Source organism: Chryseobacterium formosum, assembly GCF_026460885.1.
Lineage (GTDB): Bacteria > Bacteroidota > Bacteroidia > Flavobacteriales > Weeksellaceae > Chryseobacterium > Chryseobacterium formosus.
In genome coordinates this window covers 23,922-41,443 of record NZ_JAOVZW010000021.1, presented here as the reverse complement: position 1 = coordinate 41,443, position 17,522 = coordinate 23,922, and the positions used below count along the sequence as shown (strand labels likewise).

Here is a 17,522-nt window from a genome sequence, read left to right as displayed (position 1 = left end):
CTCACTGCTTTATTTGAGTGTCCGTATTTAAAAAAAAATTAGTTTAATTGTTCGTTCCGATAGATATTGGGTGGTATACCGACCTCCTTTTTAAATAATCTTGCGAAGTAGTTGGGATTTTCGAATCCAAGGGAAAAAGAAATTTCCGATATATTCATTTTTCCATCTGTCAAAAGGTTCTTAGCCTCTTTTATCAAATGGATGTGGATCAGTTCAATAGCAGTTTTACCGGTTTCCTGTTTGAGAAGATCACTCAAGTATCTTGGCGATACATTTAATTTATCAGCCATGTAAGCAACGGTGGGAAGGCCCTTTTCAAGAAATTCATTTTCTTTGTAATATGCTTCAATCAGTTGCTGAAACCTGTTGGCATACGCACCGCTGGTTTCGATTCTATTAATAAATTGTCTTTTGTAAAACCTCTGAGCGTACGTAAGGAAAGTTCGCAAATGTGATAGATGAATGGATTTGCTGTAAACATCCGTGTTATTATGTAATTCTTGATGCATTATATTGACCAGTATCCATATAGTATCTTCTTCACTTGGCGAAAGATATAGCGCTTCATTTGTCTCATAATCAAAGTATCCGTATTCTCTGATCTCTTTGTGAAGATTGGTACCTGCTAAAAAATCTTCTTTGATCAAAATCAAAAAGCAATCGTCCTCAGATTTTACATTTTTGAAAGTCACCGTTTGATTCGGCTTGAAGAAGATCAATTTACCTCGTGCGTGATCAAAATCTTTTTTGCCATAGGTAATACTTCCCGAAATAAACTTTTGAAATGAGATAATATAGAAACCCGCAGTAAAAACGATATCATCAATACCTCCATTACTTTTATGTCCAAAGGTTATGCTGAACAAAGGATGCTCCGGCGCATCTATGCCGATGTCTTTACTAAAAGTTCCAAGGTCATTATAATGTTTCATTGTTCTCGAATTATTTACTCTGCAAATTTCCAATTTTATCTGATGCGCCACAGATACAAAAGTATTGACTTATAGCACATTTTTACGGCTACAGATAATCATTACCAAAATACTGCTTTCCGTAAAATAATTCAATAGCTGAGATTTATATTTGTACAATAGCAAAATAACGATGCACAAAAAAGCACCAAATTATATTCTATTAGAATTTAATCTCAAAATTTTTATAAAATCAATTTATATCGATCACAAAACTGGGGATTATTTTATTTATGCTTTCTTTAAGACCACCAATATGTCTTAACTACATCAAGATGATTCAGTTATAAATTCCTGCTAAAAAGAATATCCAAAATTCTTACATTCTTACCTTTACCATCATTAAAAATGGACTTGGGACGTAAAGGTATGTCCAAAGTGCAAAAAAAATTGCCGAAGATGTAAGAAAAGGAAGATAATGAAAACAAATCGCTTAAAAACATTTGTGCGTCAGGATATTTAATCTCTTTTCGGTCAATTGCTTCCTGAACTTCCGAAATCAGGTCTTTAAAACTTACCAGCATATCTTGAAAAAATTTTTGCAAATCTTGGCTGACATTATGCCTTACCATCAGAAAAACATCGATATAGGGATACAATTTACATATCTTGTCTGATTCTTCTAAAAATTTAAGAATTTTACTTTTCAAATCATCATCACAGGTTAATGTTTCGTATCGAGGTTGCACAAGAGTGGTGAGAATCTCTTTGGTAACAATGGCCTGAAGATTATCCCTCGATCTGAAATAATAGTGAATAACTGTTCGGTTCGCCTTGGATCTTTCCGCAACATCATACAGTGTAAATCCGAAATTACCTTCTTTCAACAAGAGGTCGATTGTTGCGTTTTTGATCTTATTTTCTGTATCGCTCATTATGTATAATTTTAAAATAGCAGCCGGCAGTAAAACCACAAGCTGCTATGACAAGAAAAAAATTTAATTTTGTTCGATCCTGCTATCCATTCAGCCGGATTTACTGCCATCCACCTCCAAGGGAGCGATAAAGATTAACGACAGCATTCAGCTTCTGAAGTTTGATATTGGCCAAACTCAATTCCGCCTGCAACTTGTTGTTTTGAGCTGTAATGACATCGAGATAAGTTGCCATATCCTGTTGGAACAATTTGGTCGAAGTCGTCACCGCCTTGTCCGATCTTGCCACCAGCCCTACAGTGATCAACTCCTGCTTGTCGGCTGATTCTATGTTTGCTAAAGCGTTTGAAACCTCGCCAACTGCTACTAAAACGGTTTGCTTAAAATTAATCTCAGACTGTTCCATTGCAATCTTCGACTGCTCATACTGCGTTTTCAATTGTTTACCATTGATCAAAGGCATTGCCAACGAACCTGCAGCAGCCCCGAAAAGAGATCCCGGAATATCAAGCCAGTTTTTGAAATTAAAAGTATTCAATCCTCCCTGAGCCGTAATATTCAGAACCGGATACATACTCGCTTTAGCCACTTTTACATTGGCAAATGCCATTCTTACATTTAGTTCGCTGCTTTTTACATCAGGCCTGTAACTGAGAAGCTCAGCAGGAATTCCTACCGATTTGTATTCAGGTGTCAGCATATCCGTCAGTTTCATTGTTCTCTTAATTTCGCCAGGCATTTTTCCTGTAAGAATACTCAACGCATTTTCCTGGATCGTTATCGACTGTTCGATCACTGGTATCGTCACCAGCATCTGATCGCGTGTGTTTTCCTGTTGCTGTACAGAAAGACTAGTGGTAATCCCAAGTTCCTGCTGTTTGAGGATCATCCTCAATGTATTGTTGACCAGTTTTAAATTCTGATTGGTAATATCCAACTGAGTATCCAGCATCAAAAGATTGTAATATCCCTGAGCAATTTGGGCAATCAATTGTGTCTGAACAGCCTTCGCCGCTTCCTGTGTCTGAAGATAAGAAGCCAAAGCAGACTCTTTTCTACCTTTTATTTTACCCCAAATGTCAGCTTCCCAAGAAATGGAGACATTAGAATTATAATCCTCTACATATCTCTGACCCAAAAACTGTCCGAATGTCAGCCCATTCAAACTATTGTCCGATGGTCTGTTAATAGAGGACGTTGCTATATTTAAGTTGACATTCGGAACATTTCCCCATTTTGCACGGTTGTAACTTAGCGCAGCAGATTCGATCTGCTTGATGGAAACTTTGAGGTCATTGTTGTTTTTAACACCACTTTCGATGAGGGTCAATAAAACAGGATCTGTAAAGAAGTCCCTGTACGGAATCTTTGCAATACTGGTGATCGTACTGTCTTGCGCAACATCAAGCTGATTCGTATCTCTAAAATTTTCCGGCAATTCCGCTTCGGGCGCCTGATATTTCTGGACGTTGCAGGAAGCCAAAGTCAACAGCGCCGCAAATGCTCCAAGGTTTGTATATGATCTGATATTTGATTTCATTGTAATTTATTTATCCGCCGATAACCGAGTAGGCAAAATGATCTTGCCTACTCTAAATTATCTTTGGGCTCTCAAACTATTTATATTAGTGATTATGTTTTGCGAGTTTTGAAGGCTCATAGTCCCAGATACTTTCATCCAATGGTTTACCGCTGATCCATTCTTGTAAGTATTTGAATACTACGAAAAGCACTGGCGTAATAAATACTCCAAGGACAGTTCCGAACAACATTCCGAAAACGGCCGCATATCCGATGGAATTATTACCAATCGCTGATGGCCCGGTCGCAAATAATAGTGGAAGCAAACCAGCAATGAACGCTAAAGAGGTCATTAAAATTGGTCTTAATCTCGCTTTTGCAGCTTCCACGGCAGATGCCGTCAGACTTTTGCCCGCTTTCCTTCTCTGCATCGCAAATTCTACAATCAGGATCGCATTTTTTGCCAGCAATCCGATAAGCATGATCAATGCTACCTGCACATAGATGTTATTGGCAATATCTGCAATAGAGATTCCTACGAATACCCCTAACAGTCCGGTCGGAATTCCAAGCAGTACTGCAAATGGGACCAGATAACTTTCATACTGTGCAGAAAGAATGAAGTAGACGAAGATGAAACACAGACCGAAGATCACCGCGGATTGGCCACCTGAAGACTGCTCTTCTCTCGCCATCCCTTTTAGGTCATAAGAAAATCCTGTCGGTAAATTCTTTGCACTCACTTCTTTCAATGCGGTCATTGCCTGGCCGGTACTGTATCCCGGAGCTGGCATTGCAGTAATACTGATGGCATTGAATAGATTGTGATGGTCAACAACTTCCGGACCTGCCGTTTGCTTCAGTGAAGCAACCGTGCTTACGGGAACCATTTGTCCCACGTTATTCTTGATATTGATCCCATTCAAAGAATTAGGATCGGCACGGAATTCTGGTGGAGCCTGCATCACGACACGGTAATATTTTCCGAACCTATTGAAATCTGACGCCTGCATACTTCCATAATAACCCTGCATCACAGACATTACATCTGAAACATTCACGCCCAGTTGTTTGGCTTTCACTTCATCGACCACCAATTCATACTGTGGAAAGGATGCATTAAATGTAGTAAATGCCATTGCAATCTCTGGTCGCTGCATCAAAGCACCGATGAAGGCATTTGAAGTTTCATTGAATTTAGCCAAAGAGCCTGCGGTCTTGTCCTGAAGAACGATTTCCATACCACTCGTGTTACCAAATCCAGGGACGGTCGGCATTCCCAAAACAAAGAAAGATGCTTCTTTTATCTGGCTGACCTCTACCTGAAGCTGACCGATTATCTGACCTAGTTCGTGTACTTCACCACGGTCTTTAGGATTTTTCAGCTTAAGCATAAACACCGCACTTGAAGATGATGTACTGAAGTTCAACATATTGAGACCATTCACAGAAACGATGCTGTGGACTGCTGGGTTCTTTCTCAATATCTGTTCAGCTCTGGTGACAACATCTGTTGTACGGGCTTGTGTAGAACCCGGTGGGAGCGTTACCGTTGCCATCAGGAATGACTGGTCCTCATCGGGAATAAATCCTGTTGGCGTAATGACAAACATCCACGCAGTCAGACCGATGACAATGGCAAGACCTGTAAATGCAACCCATTTTTTCTTTAAAAGGAACAAGACCGACTTTCCGTATCTGAACGTCATTTTGTCAAATGAAGCGTTGAATCCTGCAAAGAATTTTTCTTTAAATGATAATTTTTTCGGCTCGTGTCCGTGACCCGGAGAGTGGTGCTGTTTCAACAAGATAGCACACAAGGCAGGACTTAATGTCAATGCATTGACTGCAGAGATCACGATTGCCATTGCCAATGTCAATGCAAACTGCTGATAGAATATTCCTGTCGGACCTTCCATAAAAGCAACCGGTACAAAAACCGCTGCCATTACCAAGGTGATGGAAAAGATGGCTCCTGTAATTTCACTCATCGCTGACATCGTGGCCGCTCTGGCGTTGAGTTTCCGATGTTCCATTTTGGCGTGGACGGCCTCTACTACAACAATGGCATCATCTACTACGATTCCGATGGCCAATACCAGGGCAAATAAGGTCAAAAGGTTGATCGAAAATCCGAAAAGACTCATAAAGAAGAACGTTCCAACAATAGAGACTGGAACTGCGATCGCGGGAATCAAGGTCGATCTGAAATCCTGAAGGAAAATGAACACAACGATGAAAACCAAAATAAATGCTTCTATCAAGGTATGGATCACCTGATCGATCGATTGATCCAAAGATTCTTTGGAACTGTACACGAATTCATATTTTACACCAGCAGGAAAAGATGCCGAGAGCTCTTTCACCCTTTGTTGTGCCGCAATCTCAATTTCATTGGCATTTGATCCGGCGGTTTGGAAAAGCGCAACCATAACGCCTTGTTTTTTCTCATATAGTGAAGAAACTCCATAGTCGTAAGATCCAAATTCCACCTTTGCAATATCTTTCAGTCTCAAGGTAGTTCCGTCAGTTCCCGCTTTGATCAGCATATTTTCATATTGTGAAGGCTCGGTATTTTTACCTTTGTAACGGATGACATAATCCAGAGCTTCTTGGCTTCTTTCTCCAAATCTTCCAGGCGCTGCCTCTACATTCTGAACCTGAATGGCACCCGCCACTTCCTGTGGTGTCAGATTGTAAGAAGCCATTTTCTGGGGATCAAGCCAGACTCTCATAGAATAATCCTTATTACCAAAAACCATTGCATCTCCTACTCCTTTGATACGTTTCAATTCTGGGACAAGGTTGATCTTTGCGTAGTTTTCGATGAATATATCATTTACGGAAGGATCTTCAGAATAAATGGTCAACATCGCCAAAATACTGTTCTGACGCTTCATCGTGGTCACGCCGATCTGGTTTACCTCCGCAGGAAGTTGGCTGGTCGCCTGTGCTACTCTGTTTTGTACGTTTACGGCCGCCTGATCGGGATCCGTGCCAAGCTTGAACACGACATTCACCATCAGATTTCCATTACTGGAAGTCGATGTGATATAGTCCATATTCTCAACACCGTTGATGGCATTTTCCAAAGGTGGTGCCACAGATCTTGCAATCACTTCAGAACTTGCTCCGGGATAGACCGCCATTACCGTAACACTCGGTGGGGCAATCTCCGGGAAGGAGGTTATCGGAAGCGTTTTCATCCCGACAATTCCCAAGATGACAAGCAACACCGATATAACGGTCGCGAGAACCGGTCTTTTTATAATCGTTTTTAACATTGAATTTTATTATTTGAAATTACATCCCATCCGCTTATTAGCCTTTTCCGGCCACAGCTTTTGTCTGAGTTTTACTGGCTTGTTGATTAGAAGGTTTTGGAACTACAGGCATTCCCGGCTGTAATCTTTCAAAGCCTGAAACGATATAGGTTTCTCCTGCTTTTATGCCATTGGTCACCATATAACTGGTACCGCTTTTCCCGGAGACCTCGATGGCTTTCTGGACAGCCTTGTTATCTTTATCAAGTGAAAATACATAGACCTTGTCCTGAATATTGACTGTAGAGGCAATCGGAAACAGCGTTACATTGTCAAAGTTCTGGTCGATGACAATTTTACCTGTATTTCCGCCACGGATGATGTTCTTCGGATTGTTGAACTTAGCTCTGAAAGTTACTGATCCCGTATTGGAATTAAATTGCCCTTCCACTGCATCAATCTTGCCTTTTTCTTCATAAAGATGACCATCGGCGATCTGCAATCCTACCAATGGAGCTTTCATTATCTTTTCTTGAATAGTACTTCCGACCTGGGAATTTTGGAAAGTGAGAAAATCATTTTCACTCATACTGAAATAAACGTTCACCTGATGAGAATCAGACAGAATCGTGATCGGTTCTACGCCGGCCGGACTTATCATACTTCCCAAGCGGTAGTTGATCCTGTTGAGATATCCGCTCACCGGTGCTTTGATGGTACAAAATTCAAGATTGATCCTTGCCGATTGTGCTGTTGCCTCAGCCTGAGAAAGTGAGGCCTTTGCTCCATCGTAGGCCGCCTGCGCCTGCTGGATCTGTATGTTGGAAACGATGCTTTCCTTCACCAGTTCTTTTCTACGGTCAAGGTCGATCTTTAGATTGGCCAGATTGGCTCTCGCAACTGAAACTCCGGCTTTTGCGGTATTGTATTGCTCGGCGTACATTCTGGAATCGATTTGGAAAAGCGGCTGTCCGGCTCTTACATAAGCGCCTTCATCTACATATACTTTGTGGAGATAGCCGGAAACCTGCGGTCTGATCTCGACATCGGTGACACCTTCGATACTGGCGGGATATTCTTTGGAAACAAGTCCGTTGCCCTGCTCTACTTTGGAGACAGGCAGTTCCATAGGCGGAAACTGTGGCGGTTGCTCATTTTTGTTACAGGATTGCAGTATAAACAGGCCACAGACAATGGCAGAGCCCGAAATAAATTTTCTGCTTAAATTATTCATAAATGATCAAGATTTTTCTTATTAAGTGCCGACAAAATTATTGACTAAAATGTCAGACAACAATGTTAGAAAGATTCTTAATATTGTCAAAAAGGAACATTTTTAAGCCTCATTGATTCCTATAGAATCAATTTGAAAAAAAATTATGCTGTTGCCAGTGATTTTCGGTAAGCATTCGGACTGAAACCGGTTTTCTTTTTGAAGAACTTCGTGAATGTGGGCTGGTCATCAAACCTCAACTCCCTCATAACCTGACTGATGCTGAATTCACTTTTCAGTAATAATATTTTGGCTTCAGAGATGATCTTGTCTTCTATGATCTGCTTGGGGTTTTTAAGATAAACATCTTTTATCGTCCTTGTAAGATGGGTTCTGGTGACAAAGAGCTGGTCGGCGTAGAACTGAACGTCCCGCCTTTTTTGATAATGCTGATTGACCAGATGCGCAAATTTTATCGCGATATCTTCTTTACGGAAAGGTTTCAAAATGTGAGCCTGATTCTTGTGCGCATATCCGGCGAGTTCGTACATCACTAAATTTACGATGCCCTTCTGTAATTCCCTGTAAAAGATCGTCTCGTTTTCAGGTTCATTAAGATGTTTTAATCGGTCGAAGTTCAATCTGATATTGTCCATACTTACCGGGCAGAGCACAATTACCTTTGAAAAATTATTGGAAAGAATATCCAGTGCTTCATTTGAATTCATTTGTAAATTCAGATTAGTGAAGTAGTCTGAAGATATAAAAAGTGCCTGAAAAGATGTATCATCAGAAACCTCCAAAAATTCAATAACATTGCTCGGATAAAGGAAAATGATATGGTTTTTCCGTAATGTAATCTCTTGAAAATCTATGCTTAAACGCACTATCCCATTCGTCACCAACAAGAGTGAAAAACTGTTGATCTTACTCGGGAAATTCAGTTCGAGACTATCCAGATTATCAGGCCCGACAGTGCAAGACAGTAAATCTTTGTTGAGAAGCGCATAGTTATTGGTCTCCGCAAACTGTTCGAGGGTATAGATTGGTATTAGTGGCTTCATAGACGTAGCAAAATTACCAAAATATTTTTGCAAAAAAAGAACTTTTTTTTTATTTAGACATTATTTTGACGGGGTTAATATCTCCTCATAGCATTTTGGTTATTATCTGGCGTGCAACATCATCTTGAAAAAAATGATTTTCATTTTCTTAGCCTGTAATTATCGAAAAACATTTATAATAAATATTATTTTAGGAAACTTTACTTATTAAATGTTGTGATTTGCGAGAGATTTTGGTAATCTTTTTCACAATTTTCGGATAATTTTCTTGTGATAGCTATCTGTTTCAACACATTGTTTATTCCAAGAACAAAAGAGATGGTCTAGATGTAAAATCCTATCTAAACCATCCTTATTGATATAACCATCGAATTTCGATCCTGTTTTATCTATAGTCCATGTGGATGTTGCGTTAAGCTAAAGGTGTAACTCGACATTTTATTCACTGTATTCTGCCAAAAGAATAGATTTATTTCTTTCCAAATAGGTTTTCAGCGATTCTGTTTCGATTCCAAATTCTGCTGCTTCTTGCTGGTCAACTTTATAGCCTTCAGCATTCATCCACGAAAAACTTTGATGTGACAGTTCATGAAAGCCTAATTCTGTAGCCTCTTCTTGCGTTATGGTTTTAACTTCGAATTTTCTGCCGATAACTGATGAAAGTGTTTCTGCTATTTCTGGCAGTGTTAATTTATCCCCAACTATGGCAAATTCCTTTTTGTTAAATTTCTCAGGCTGTACAAATGCTTCAGCAGCAAATTGTCCAATGTTCTGTGGAGATATCCAATCCAATATTGTTTCAGGTTGAAGCGCGGAAAACAGTTTTCCTTGAGCAATCGTAGGAAATAATGTCGCACTCTTAGAGGGAAGTAAATTTTCCATAATTAATGGTGGCTTGATGATCGTCCAGTAGGAAAAACCAGCTTCTTTCACAATGTCAATTGCTGCTACTTTTTCCTCCCAATATGTAGGCTCCCATTTGCCTTCATTCCAACCAACAAAGTTTTTGTGATCACCTGCACGGGCAACGGAGGTATGTACGATCTGCTCCACTCCGGCAGACTTTGCTGCAGTTACCAGATTTTTTGCGTGTTGTGACTCTTCCCCCTTATTCCCCGGATGGGAACCCATCTGCATTGAGAATATACCGGTTCCACCCCGCACAGCTTCAGTTAAACTTTCTACATCATCAAAAGATGCTTCTACCACATCTACATTTCTTGCAGCCAAAGCCTTCGCAGCGTCAGTATTTTTATTTCTTACAATAGCTCTTACTGCAATACCTTTGGCTAATAAAGCATCAACAACTGCTCCTCCTTGGGTTCCAGCAGCACCTGCTACTACTATTAATTTGTTATTACTCATATCATTTAAATTATTTTGTAAATTTACCATCAAATTGGTTTACAAAACATACCAGTTACCTAAAGGATGCCAGATATACAAGATAGCAATGCCGAGATTGCACAAAACATTAAATACCTACAGGACTCAATTTATGTAATAAGTGGAAAGTGGAAATTGCCCATACTGACAGCTGTTCATCAAGGCAAAAGCCGTTTTCGTGATATACAGAGAACCGTTGGTGGGATTACCAGTAAGGTCTTGTCGAAAGAGTTGAAAGAATTGGAAATGAATAAGCTTATTGTACGAAAAGTTTACGATGACTCTCCTCCTTCCGTAGAATATACAGTTTCTAACTATTGTGATTCATTACATAACGTGGTAAAAGAATTGATTGATTGGGGAAAACACCATCGTGATAAAATTCGGGAAGATTGATTAGATTTTGAACGCATCTACTATTTTAAATATTAATGATAAAAGAGAAAATATGCCCGGCTAAAGCTCGGCGTAAAGTTTAAAAAATGTCATAATTGATATTGAATGCGTTAATTTGAAAATTATCCAAATAATTTTATACCTGTACAATTTAAATAATGACCTTATCTTTTAACCGTAGAAAATTGTTAAAAGATTCAACAATTAAGATTTCAAAGACATCTTATTTTAAATAATGTGATTTAGCACAACTATTTAATGGCAGTCTTATCTTTCCATGATTTTTTCGATCCCTGCAATAAATTCTGTTCTATCGATATCCATAGTATGATTTTCTGATGTTAAATGATTTGAACAGTTGATCAACTTTTATTGAGGTAAAGTTGAAAATTGCACATCACATAAAATCACTATCTTTTCGCAGTACCGAAAAGATTTTTGGTTTTAGAAATGAATATTTTGCTCAAAAACATCGATATTGACAATCAATAGTCGATGCAAATAGCAACGATGAACACAAATTAGAAAATGAAGCAGTTATGATTGGAGCAAAACAATGTAAGTAAAAAATGTTTCCTTTCTATATTGCTGAAATGTCGAAAACGTGAATCTTCATATCAAGATCCTTATCATCCTTATTTGAGCTCTTTAACGAGATATTGTTTTTGATGATCTCCTCTAAAGTCACTGCCAGACATAAGGCATCTATGATGTCGTCCTTAGCAACATCCATACGCTTGAATTTTTGAATGGCATTGTTATAAATAACATTGATATTTTGAGAAAATTGAGATAGAAGCAGCAAACGTTCCTGCTGACCCTCCGCAGTCTTCTTATTGAATTGCATTGAAACCCTATGGTTGAGATAATGGAACGCTAATTCGGGATGAGATTCAAAGAATCTCATTTGAAGTTTTTTATCCTGAAGCAGCAGGTGATCCAGTTCTTTGATCTTAGGACAGATAAACCGGGTCTGTTTGGAAATTCCTTTTTGAAGGACATTGCGATTGATCCGGTTTGCCATTTCATAAGTTTCAGCATAGATGGCCTCGCGGCAAGGGATCGGAAAGATACTTGATTTTCTTTGCGATGATAATTCTTTTCGAGCACTTGTTTCACAAGCACGCTCGATCATTTTACATGGAAGACCAATTGGCATATCGATGAGGAAAAGAGTGTCATCATCGTAATGGGCAACCATATCACTTAGCCTTTTAAAAAGCAAAGCACAATTGTCACTTAGCGAAATAGCTATCCAGCCAGATCTGCAGCCGTCGATTCCTACTAATTTCAATATTCAAATTCTATCCCCCTGTTAAGAAAATCCACCAATGGCTTGGACGCTTCGAAAAATGAGATCACAGTTTTTATGGAATCTTTTGACATCAATTCCTTTTGCGTAATTTTTTCTTTCGTACAGAAACCTTTCATTCTCAAAAATTCACCTGCAGGATGGTTCTCATCAAATTGCTTTGGAACATTTACTAGAGCTCCATCACCCTGTATTCCGGTCGGAAATTTTTTCTTAAATGAAGCATCATCAATAATCGACTTAAAATCATCATAATAATCAGCGACCTCTTGTCTGTAGCGGTCCAGTTCCGGCTTCTGAGGGTTCCAAACGCCACCGCCCAAAAAACAATTTCCGGGTTTGATGTAGAGATAATATCCAGCCGTTACGCCGTGAAGTTTCTTTTTATTTAATACCAAATAGAAATCATCTTTGTACGGCGGAGCATTCTTCGCAAATCTCATATCACGATTGATCCTCGTCATACACTTACTTGCATCAAGTCTTGAAATTGTGGAATCTATTTCGGAAAACTCGTCAATTAAAGTTTGAATGTAGTTTACAAGACCTTCTTTCACTTTCTGATAACGTTCCTTGTTTTCAGTCATCCAGGTTTTATTGTTATTGACGCTAAGGTCTTTTAAAAATGAAAATGTTTCTTGATCGATCATTCTGGGAATTTCTTCTAATTAACTGATTAATTCAATTCTTTGTAGCTCTTCAACTTTCAGTTTAAGGATGATTTCAGTGCCTCAGTTAAATTACCTATAAATTGATCTCTCTTCACTTTCGGCAATAATTCAATCGAAAGAAAAGGATTCAGATCTTCAAGTTCAACCAACAACAAACTATTATCTTTCAGACGGCAGGCATCAACTCTTGTAATTCCGCGTTCTATATTATTCCACTCAATAAATTTTTTCGAAAATTCCAGATCGCTTTCTGTAGGTTCATATTCAACCAGTTCCCAACGTTTGTTTTTGTCAGGAGCATAAAGTGCATATTGAAATTTGTCGTTCAAATAATAAAAAGAGACTTCGTAATCAAAATCGATCAACGGCTGGATCAATTTCCCGATAGGATTTGAACTGATCAATAAATCATAGCTCAGCATTTCCATTCCGATGGAATCCGCACCATTTTTTAATTTGACGATATATTTTTCGTGAACACCTATTTTATCTATTTCTGTCAAGTTTTCGATGGTTGGAATTACAGGATAATCCTGATCTGTAAGGTCTATCAAATATTGTTTCCCTAAAATGTCAGCTTTCCCGTCGAAAGAATTGAATGTCAAAATATTTTTCTGCTCGACCGCTGTCAAAAACTTTTGAAAATAGTCCTGATAACCAAGAACTGAACCTGTATTTCTGAAGATGACCAGATCTGCATTTCCAAGATTTGAAATAGCCTGATGCGGATGACCGATAAGAATATTAAAGTGATCTTTTAGCTTTGAGGTGATGTACAGATCTTCCTCATAATATTTTCTACCCTTTGCTTCATAATAAAGGTCTGTTAAATATAATAATGTTTTCATTTTTGATAATTTACTTTAGGATTTGCAACCAACATTTTTAGTAAGTTCACTTACATTTGCAATTGTAAAATTCTTTCTTTTTAAACGGTCTTACTTAAGTGGTCTATATATTTGATAATTATCGTGATTTGTTTCTCTTCCATTTTTTGTGAGATAATGTTATCTAAAATCTCCTTTTTTTCCAATACGCTGAGTTTCTTGAAAACATCTAGCACATTTGATTCTTTAAAAGTATCTAAAATTTCTTTTTCTGTAATTTCCTCTTTTTTGGAAATGAGGTAAAGTGAAACGTTAACTGTATCTCCACCTTCTTTATTGATGGCAGTTCTTATCTCATTATTTATAGAAAGAATTTTGTCTCCTTCTTTAGTCGGCGCAAGATTTCTCGATTCTAATTTATAATCATCAATTGAACCTGACACTTTTATCTCACCCCACTTTCCCTCGATATGTTCTGAATTTGGAATACGCAAGTGATAAGTCCAGGCGCCTTTGCCTGACTCATAGATTAGCTTGAGTTTTTCATTTTTTATGATATAATCCATAGATTTTTTATAGAATAATAAAGTCAATGTTTTTTTTCACCTTATCCGTGTTAAAAACAATGATTAAAAATAAAATCATTCAAAGATAAAAAAAAATTACAACATAATATACTTTTTAGTATATTTGCATCATAATTTAAGACCAATGTTGACCAAAGCAGAAAAAACAAAACAATTTATTCTGGAAACCGCTGTACCTCTCTATAACAAGAAGGGTATCTCTGGCGTGAACATTGACAACGTTTTGGATGAAACAAAACTGACCAAAGGTTGTCTCTACGGCCACTTCGAAAATAAAGATGACCTTACCGAGCAAGTGATTGAATTGATGCTAAAGAAAGTGTCTGACAAAATGCATTTGGCAGTTTCAAATGCTAAAACAACCAAAGCGAAAATATCAGCCTTCTTGGATTTCTACAAAGACCCAATAAACACTTACATTTCAGGAGGTTGTCCAATTTTCAACACAGCCGTGGAAGTAGATGACAATTTCCCGGTCATCAAGCAAAAGGTTGCAACATTGTTCAGAGCCGGACAAGAAGGACTTAGCTCTATTTTGCGGGAAGGCATTGCGAACGGCGAATATTCTACCAAACTCGATCCTGTTGTTTTTGCATTCAAACTGGTGGCTTCTGTAGAAGGCGGTATTGTAATGTGCCGAACGATGGACACGATGAAACCGATGCAATCACTCATCAAAAATCTAAAAGCAGAATTAGAACAATACGCAATCTAATTTTTTTTAATTAAAAATAAACTAAAAAGTATATTTTAAAATATATTCTATTATATATCATATTTAAAAACAACAAAATTATGAGTCATACAACATCCTTATTTGAGCCTTTTCAACTCAACGATTTACAACTAAAAAACAGAATGGTAATGGCGCCATTAACCCGTAGCCGTTCCGACAATCCAGAACATACCGCCACAGAATTGAATGCAAAATATTACAGCCAACGTGCATCAGCAGGTCTTATTATTACAGAAGGAACTGTCATCAGTGAAGAAGCAGTTGGTGTTATCAATGTTCCGGGCATTTACAGCCAAGCACAAACAGAAGGCTGGAAACTCACCACCTCAGCTGTTCACGAGAAAGGAGGTAAAATCTTTGCTCAACTTTGGCATACGGGCGCCAATTCACATCCCGACCATCACAATGGCAACGCTCCTTTAGCACCATCTGCGTACAACCCGAATGTGGAAGTCTTCACTCCTACCGGATTCAAAAAAAGTGAAAGTTCAAGAGCGATGAGCATTGATGACATCAAACAAACGTTGTCAGATTTCAAACAAGGTGCAATCAATGCTTTCGAAGCTGGTTTTGATGGTGTGGAATTACACGGTGCGAATGGCTATCTGCTACAGCAATTCTTCAGCAAGAACAGCAATCTGCGTGAGGATGAATATGGTGGTTCGATAGAAAATCGTGCAAGAATCCTATTCGAGATTTTGGATGAACTGAAAAATGTGGTAAATCTTAGCCGTGTAGGAATCCGCCTGAATCCTTCTTTAAACGGTATTATGGGAATCTCCGTAGATGACGAAACCATTGAATTCTATAATTACATTGTCAGCAGATTGAATGAATACGGTTTAGCCTACATCCACCTCATCGAACCTTTTACGGATGTTTCAAAAAATCCGAATGCGATACAGGAAGTTGCAAAACATTTCCGCAAAATCTACAACGGCACCATCATCATCAACAGAGGATTCAACAAAGAAACAGCTACCAAAGTACTGAATGAGGGCGATGCCGACCTTGTATCGTTTGGTGTTCCTTTCCTGGCAAATCCGGATCTGGTAGAGCGATTCAAAACTGATGCTCCTCTCAATGCTCCCGACCAAAGCACCTTTTACACACCTGGCGAAAAAGGCTACACAGATTATCCATTTTTGTCAGAATAATTTTCAACCAAATTTTAAAAATATTAAAATGAAAACAACAGGAAACACCATATTCATCAGTGGCGGAAGTGCCGGAATTGGATTGGCAATTGCCAAAAAACTAAGTGATGCCGGCAATCAAATCATCATTAATGGAAGAAATGAAGCGCGTCTTCAAAATGCCTTAAAAGAATTGGATAATGCCGTTTCAATCGCTGGTGATCTATCTTTGGAAGCAGACCGAATCCGAATAGCAGACGAACTCAAAACCAATCATCCGAATCTGAATATCATCATCAACAATGCCGGTTCTGCTTTTATGAATGACCTCAGCAACAGCGAAAACAACGCTGCTGAAAAAGCATATCAGGAAATCAACACCAATTACATCAGCGTGATTCATTTCACTTCGTTGGTCTTGCCACAATTATTAGAACAAGAAGATTCGGCAATCGTCAACATTTCTTCGATTGCTGTTTTCAGATCAAACAAATTTTTGCCCACATACTCTGCCAGCAAAGCCGCGCTCCACAGTTACACCCAAGGATTGCGGGATACTTTTGCAGACAATGATAAATTGAATGTTTATGAAGTTTATCCGCCATTGGTCAATACAGAATTTTCAGCAGAAATTGGTGGTGCTAATGGAATTCCTGCTTCTGAAGTTGCAGATGAATTGTTTTTAGCTTTAGAAAAAGATCAGTTCGAAGTTCCGGTTGGTGATACGAAAAAAATCCATAATTTGGTAAATCCGATCACAGAGCAGATTCCTCATTAATTTTAAATTTTCTATTATGAAATTAAAAGGAAAAACCATTTTGATCACAGGTGGCGCGTCAGGAATTGGACTCGAAGCGGCGAAGCAATTTTTAGCAATTGGCGCCAAGGTGATCATTACAGGAAGAACCCAATCGAAACTGGATGCGGTGAAAAAAGCATTTCCCTCCATTATCACTATACAAAGTGATGCCGGAAAAGAAGCTGATGCTCAATCTCTTTTTGAACAAGTAAAAGCATTAGGAGGAATTGATATTTTATACAATAATGCAGGCGTCCTTGTGCCGCCTGCAAATCTCGGTATTCCAAATGATAAACATCTTGAAGGTGCAACGTACGAAATGGAAGTTAATTATTTGGGTGTCATCCGTCTGAATAATCTTTTTTTGGATATGCTAAATTCCAGAAATGAATCTGCAATCATCAATACGACTTCGATTTTAAGCATTACACCATCCTTGATCGAGGCGACCTACTCCTCCTCAAAAACCGCATTGGCATTTTACACCATTTCGCTTCGGGAACATTTAAAGATCATTGGAAGCAAAGTGAAAATATTTGAATTGGTTCCACCACTTGTTGCAACAGAAATGACCGCAGAAAGAAAAGATAAAAAAATAACGCCTGAAAAAATGATCGAAGGTCTCATCAATGGTTTGTCAAAAGACCATTACACCATCCGAGTAGGTGACGCAAAAATCTTTAGCTTTATCAATAGATTCTTTCCGAAAATGGGCTTTAACATCATCAATCCGAAACAGAGTCATCAACTTTTAAAAAATTAAGA

At 38.5% G+C, this 17,522-nt stretch carries 16 protein-coding genes; 5 read left to right on the top strand and 11 right to left on the bottom strand.

The window, feature by feature from the left end:
• Positions 1-38 precede the first annotated feature (38 nt).
• The 7 genes from OF897_RS16765 to OF897_RS16735 all read right to left on the bottom strand — a co-directional run bounded on the left by OF897_RS16765 (position 39) and on the right by OF897_RS16735 (position 10,302).
• Positions 39-965 (bottom strand): helix-turn-helix domain-containing protein, encoded by a 927-nt coding sequence (locus OF897_RS16765; protein ID WP_267266824.1) that lies wholly within the window; start codon positions 963-965, stop codon positions 39-41.
• Between the two features lie 290 nt (positions 966-1,255).
• On the bottom strand, positions 1,256-1,846 hold the full coding sequence (locus tag OF897_RS16760) for a TetR/AcrR family transcriptional regulator (RefSeq protein ID WP_267266823.1): 591 nt from the start codon (positions 1,844-1,846) through the stop codon (positions 1,256-1,258).
• 100 nt (positions 1,847-1,946) lie between these two features.
• Positions 1,947-3,386: a TolC family protein gene (locus tag OF897_RS16755; protein WP_267266822.1), complete on the bottom strand. Its 1,440-nt coding sequence runs from the start codon at positions 3,384-3,386 to the stop codon at positions 1,947-1,949.
• Positions 3,387-3,471: 85 nt separating this feature from the next.
• Positions 3,472-6,651, bottom strand: a complete 3,180-nt coding sequence (locus tag OF897_RS16750) for an efflux RND transporter permease subunit (protein ID WP_267266821.1) — start codon at positions 6,649-6,651, stop codon at positions 3,472-3,474.
• 37 nt (positions 6,652-6,688) lie between these two features.
• Positions 6,689-7,864 carry an efflux RND transporter periplasmic adaptor subunit gene (locus OF897_RS16745; protein WP_267266820.1) on the bottom strand — a complete coding sequence of 392 codons (1,176 nt, stop codon included), beginning with the start codon at positions 7,862-7,864 and terminating at the stop codon, positions 6,689-6,691.
• A gap of 143 nt (positions 7,865-8,007) precedes the next feature.
• Complete coding sequence (locus tag OF897_RS16740) at positions 8,008-8,907, bottom strand: helix-turn-helix domain-containing protein (RefSeq protein ID WP_267266819.1); 900 nt, start codon at positions 8,905-8,907, stop codon at positions 8,008-8,010.
• A 438-nt stretch (positions 8,908-9,345) separates the two neighbouring features.
• Positions 9,346-10,302 (bottom strand): NmrA family NAD(P)-binding protein, encoded by a 957-nt coding sequence (locus tag OF897_RS16735; protein ID WP_267266818.1) that lies wholly within the window; start codon positions 10,300-10,302, stop codon positions 9,346-9,348.
• A 36-nt stretch (positions 10,303-10,338) separates the two neighbouring features.
• Here OF897_RS16735 and OF897_RS16730 point away from each other — a divergent pair, with 36 nt between their 5' ends.
• Positions 10,339-10,689: a winged helix-turn-helix transcriptional regulator gene (locus OF897_RS16730; RefSeq protein ID WP_267266817.1), complete on the top strand. Its 351-nt coding sequence runs from the start codon at positions 10,339-10,341 to the stop codon at positions 10,687-10,689.
• Positions 10,690-11,269: 580 nt separating this feature from the next.
• Here OF897_RS16730 and OF897_RS16725 read toward each other — a convergent pair.
• The 4 genes from OF897_RS16725 to OF897_RS16710 form a co-directional block, all read right to left on the bottom strand.
• On the bottom strand, positions 11,270-11,983 hold the full coding sequence (locus OF897_RS16725) for a DUF429 domain-containing protein (RefSeq protein WP_267266816.1): 714 nt from the start codon (positions 11,981-11,983) through the stop codon (positions 11,270-11,272).
• Positions 11,980-12,651 carry a DUF2461 domain-containing protein gene (locus tag OF897_RS16720; protein WP_267266815.1) on the bottom strand — a complete coding sequence of 224 codons (672 nt, stop codon included), beginning with the start codon at positions 12,649-12,651 and terminating at the stop codon, positions 11,980-11,982. The genes OF897_RS16725 and OF897_RS16720 overlap by 4 nt, the downstream gene beginning before the upstream one ends.
• Positions 12,652-12,707: 56 nt before the next feature.
• Complete coding sequence (locus OF897_RS16715) at positions 12,708-13,520, bottom strand: hypothetical protein (protein ID WP_267266814.1); 813 nt, start codon at positions 13,518-13,520, stop codon at positions 12,708-12,710.
• A gap of 80 nt (positions 13,521-13,600) precedes the next feature.
• A complete protein-coding gene (locus OF897_RS16710; RefSeq protein WP_267266813.1) occupies positions 13,601-14,065 on the bottom strand; it encodes a DUF1905 domain-containing protein in 465 nt (154 codons plus the stop codon).
• A gap of 145 nt (positions 14,066-14,210) precedes the next feature.
• Between OF897_RS16710 and OF897_RS16705 the strand changes: the two genes are divergently transcribed.
• The 4 genes from OF897_RS16705 (at position 14,211) to OF897_RS16690 (ending at position 17,520) form a co-directional block, all read left to right on the top strand.
• On the top strand, positions 14,211-14,801 hold the full coding sequence (locus OF897_RS16705) for a TetR/AcrR family transcriptional regulator (protein ID WP_407648339.1): 591 nt from the start codon (positions 14,211-14,213) through the stop codon (positions 14,799-14,801).
• An 80-nt stretch (positions 14,802-14,881) separates the two neighbouring features.
• Positions 14,882-15,979, top strand: coding sequence for an alkene reductase (locus tag OF897_RS16700; RefSeq protein ID WP_267266811.1), 1,098 nt, complete (start codon positions 14,882-14,884; stop codon positions 15,977-15,979).
• A 28-nt stretch (positions 15,980-16,007) separates the two neighbouring features.
• Positions 16,008-16,736, top strand: coding sequence for an SDR family oxidoreductase (locus tag OF897_RS16695; protein WP_267266810.1), 729 nt, complete (start codon positions 16,008-16,010; stop codon positions 16,734-16,736).
• A gap of 16 nt (positions 16,737-16,752) precedes the next feature.
• Entirely contained in the window at positions 16,753-17,520 is a 768-nt protein-coding gene (locus OF897_RS16690; RefSeq protein WP_267266809.1) for an SDR family oxidoreductase, read from the top strand.
• The last annotated feature ends 2 nt before the right edge of the window (positions 17,521-17,522 follow it).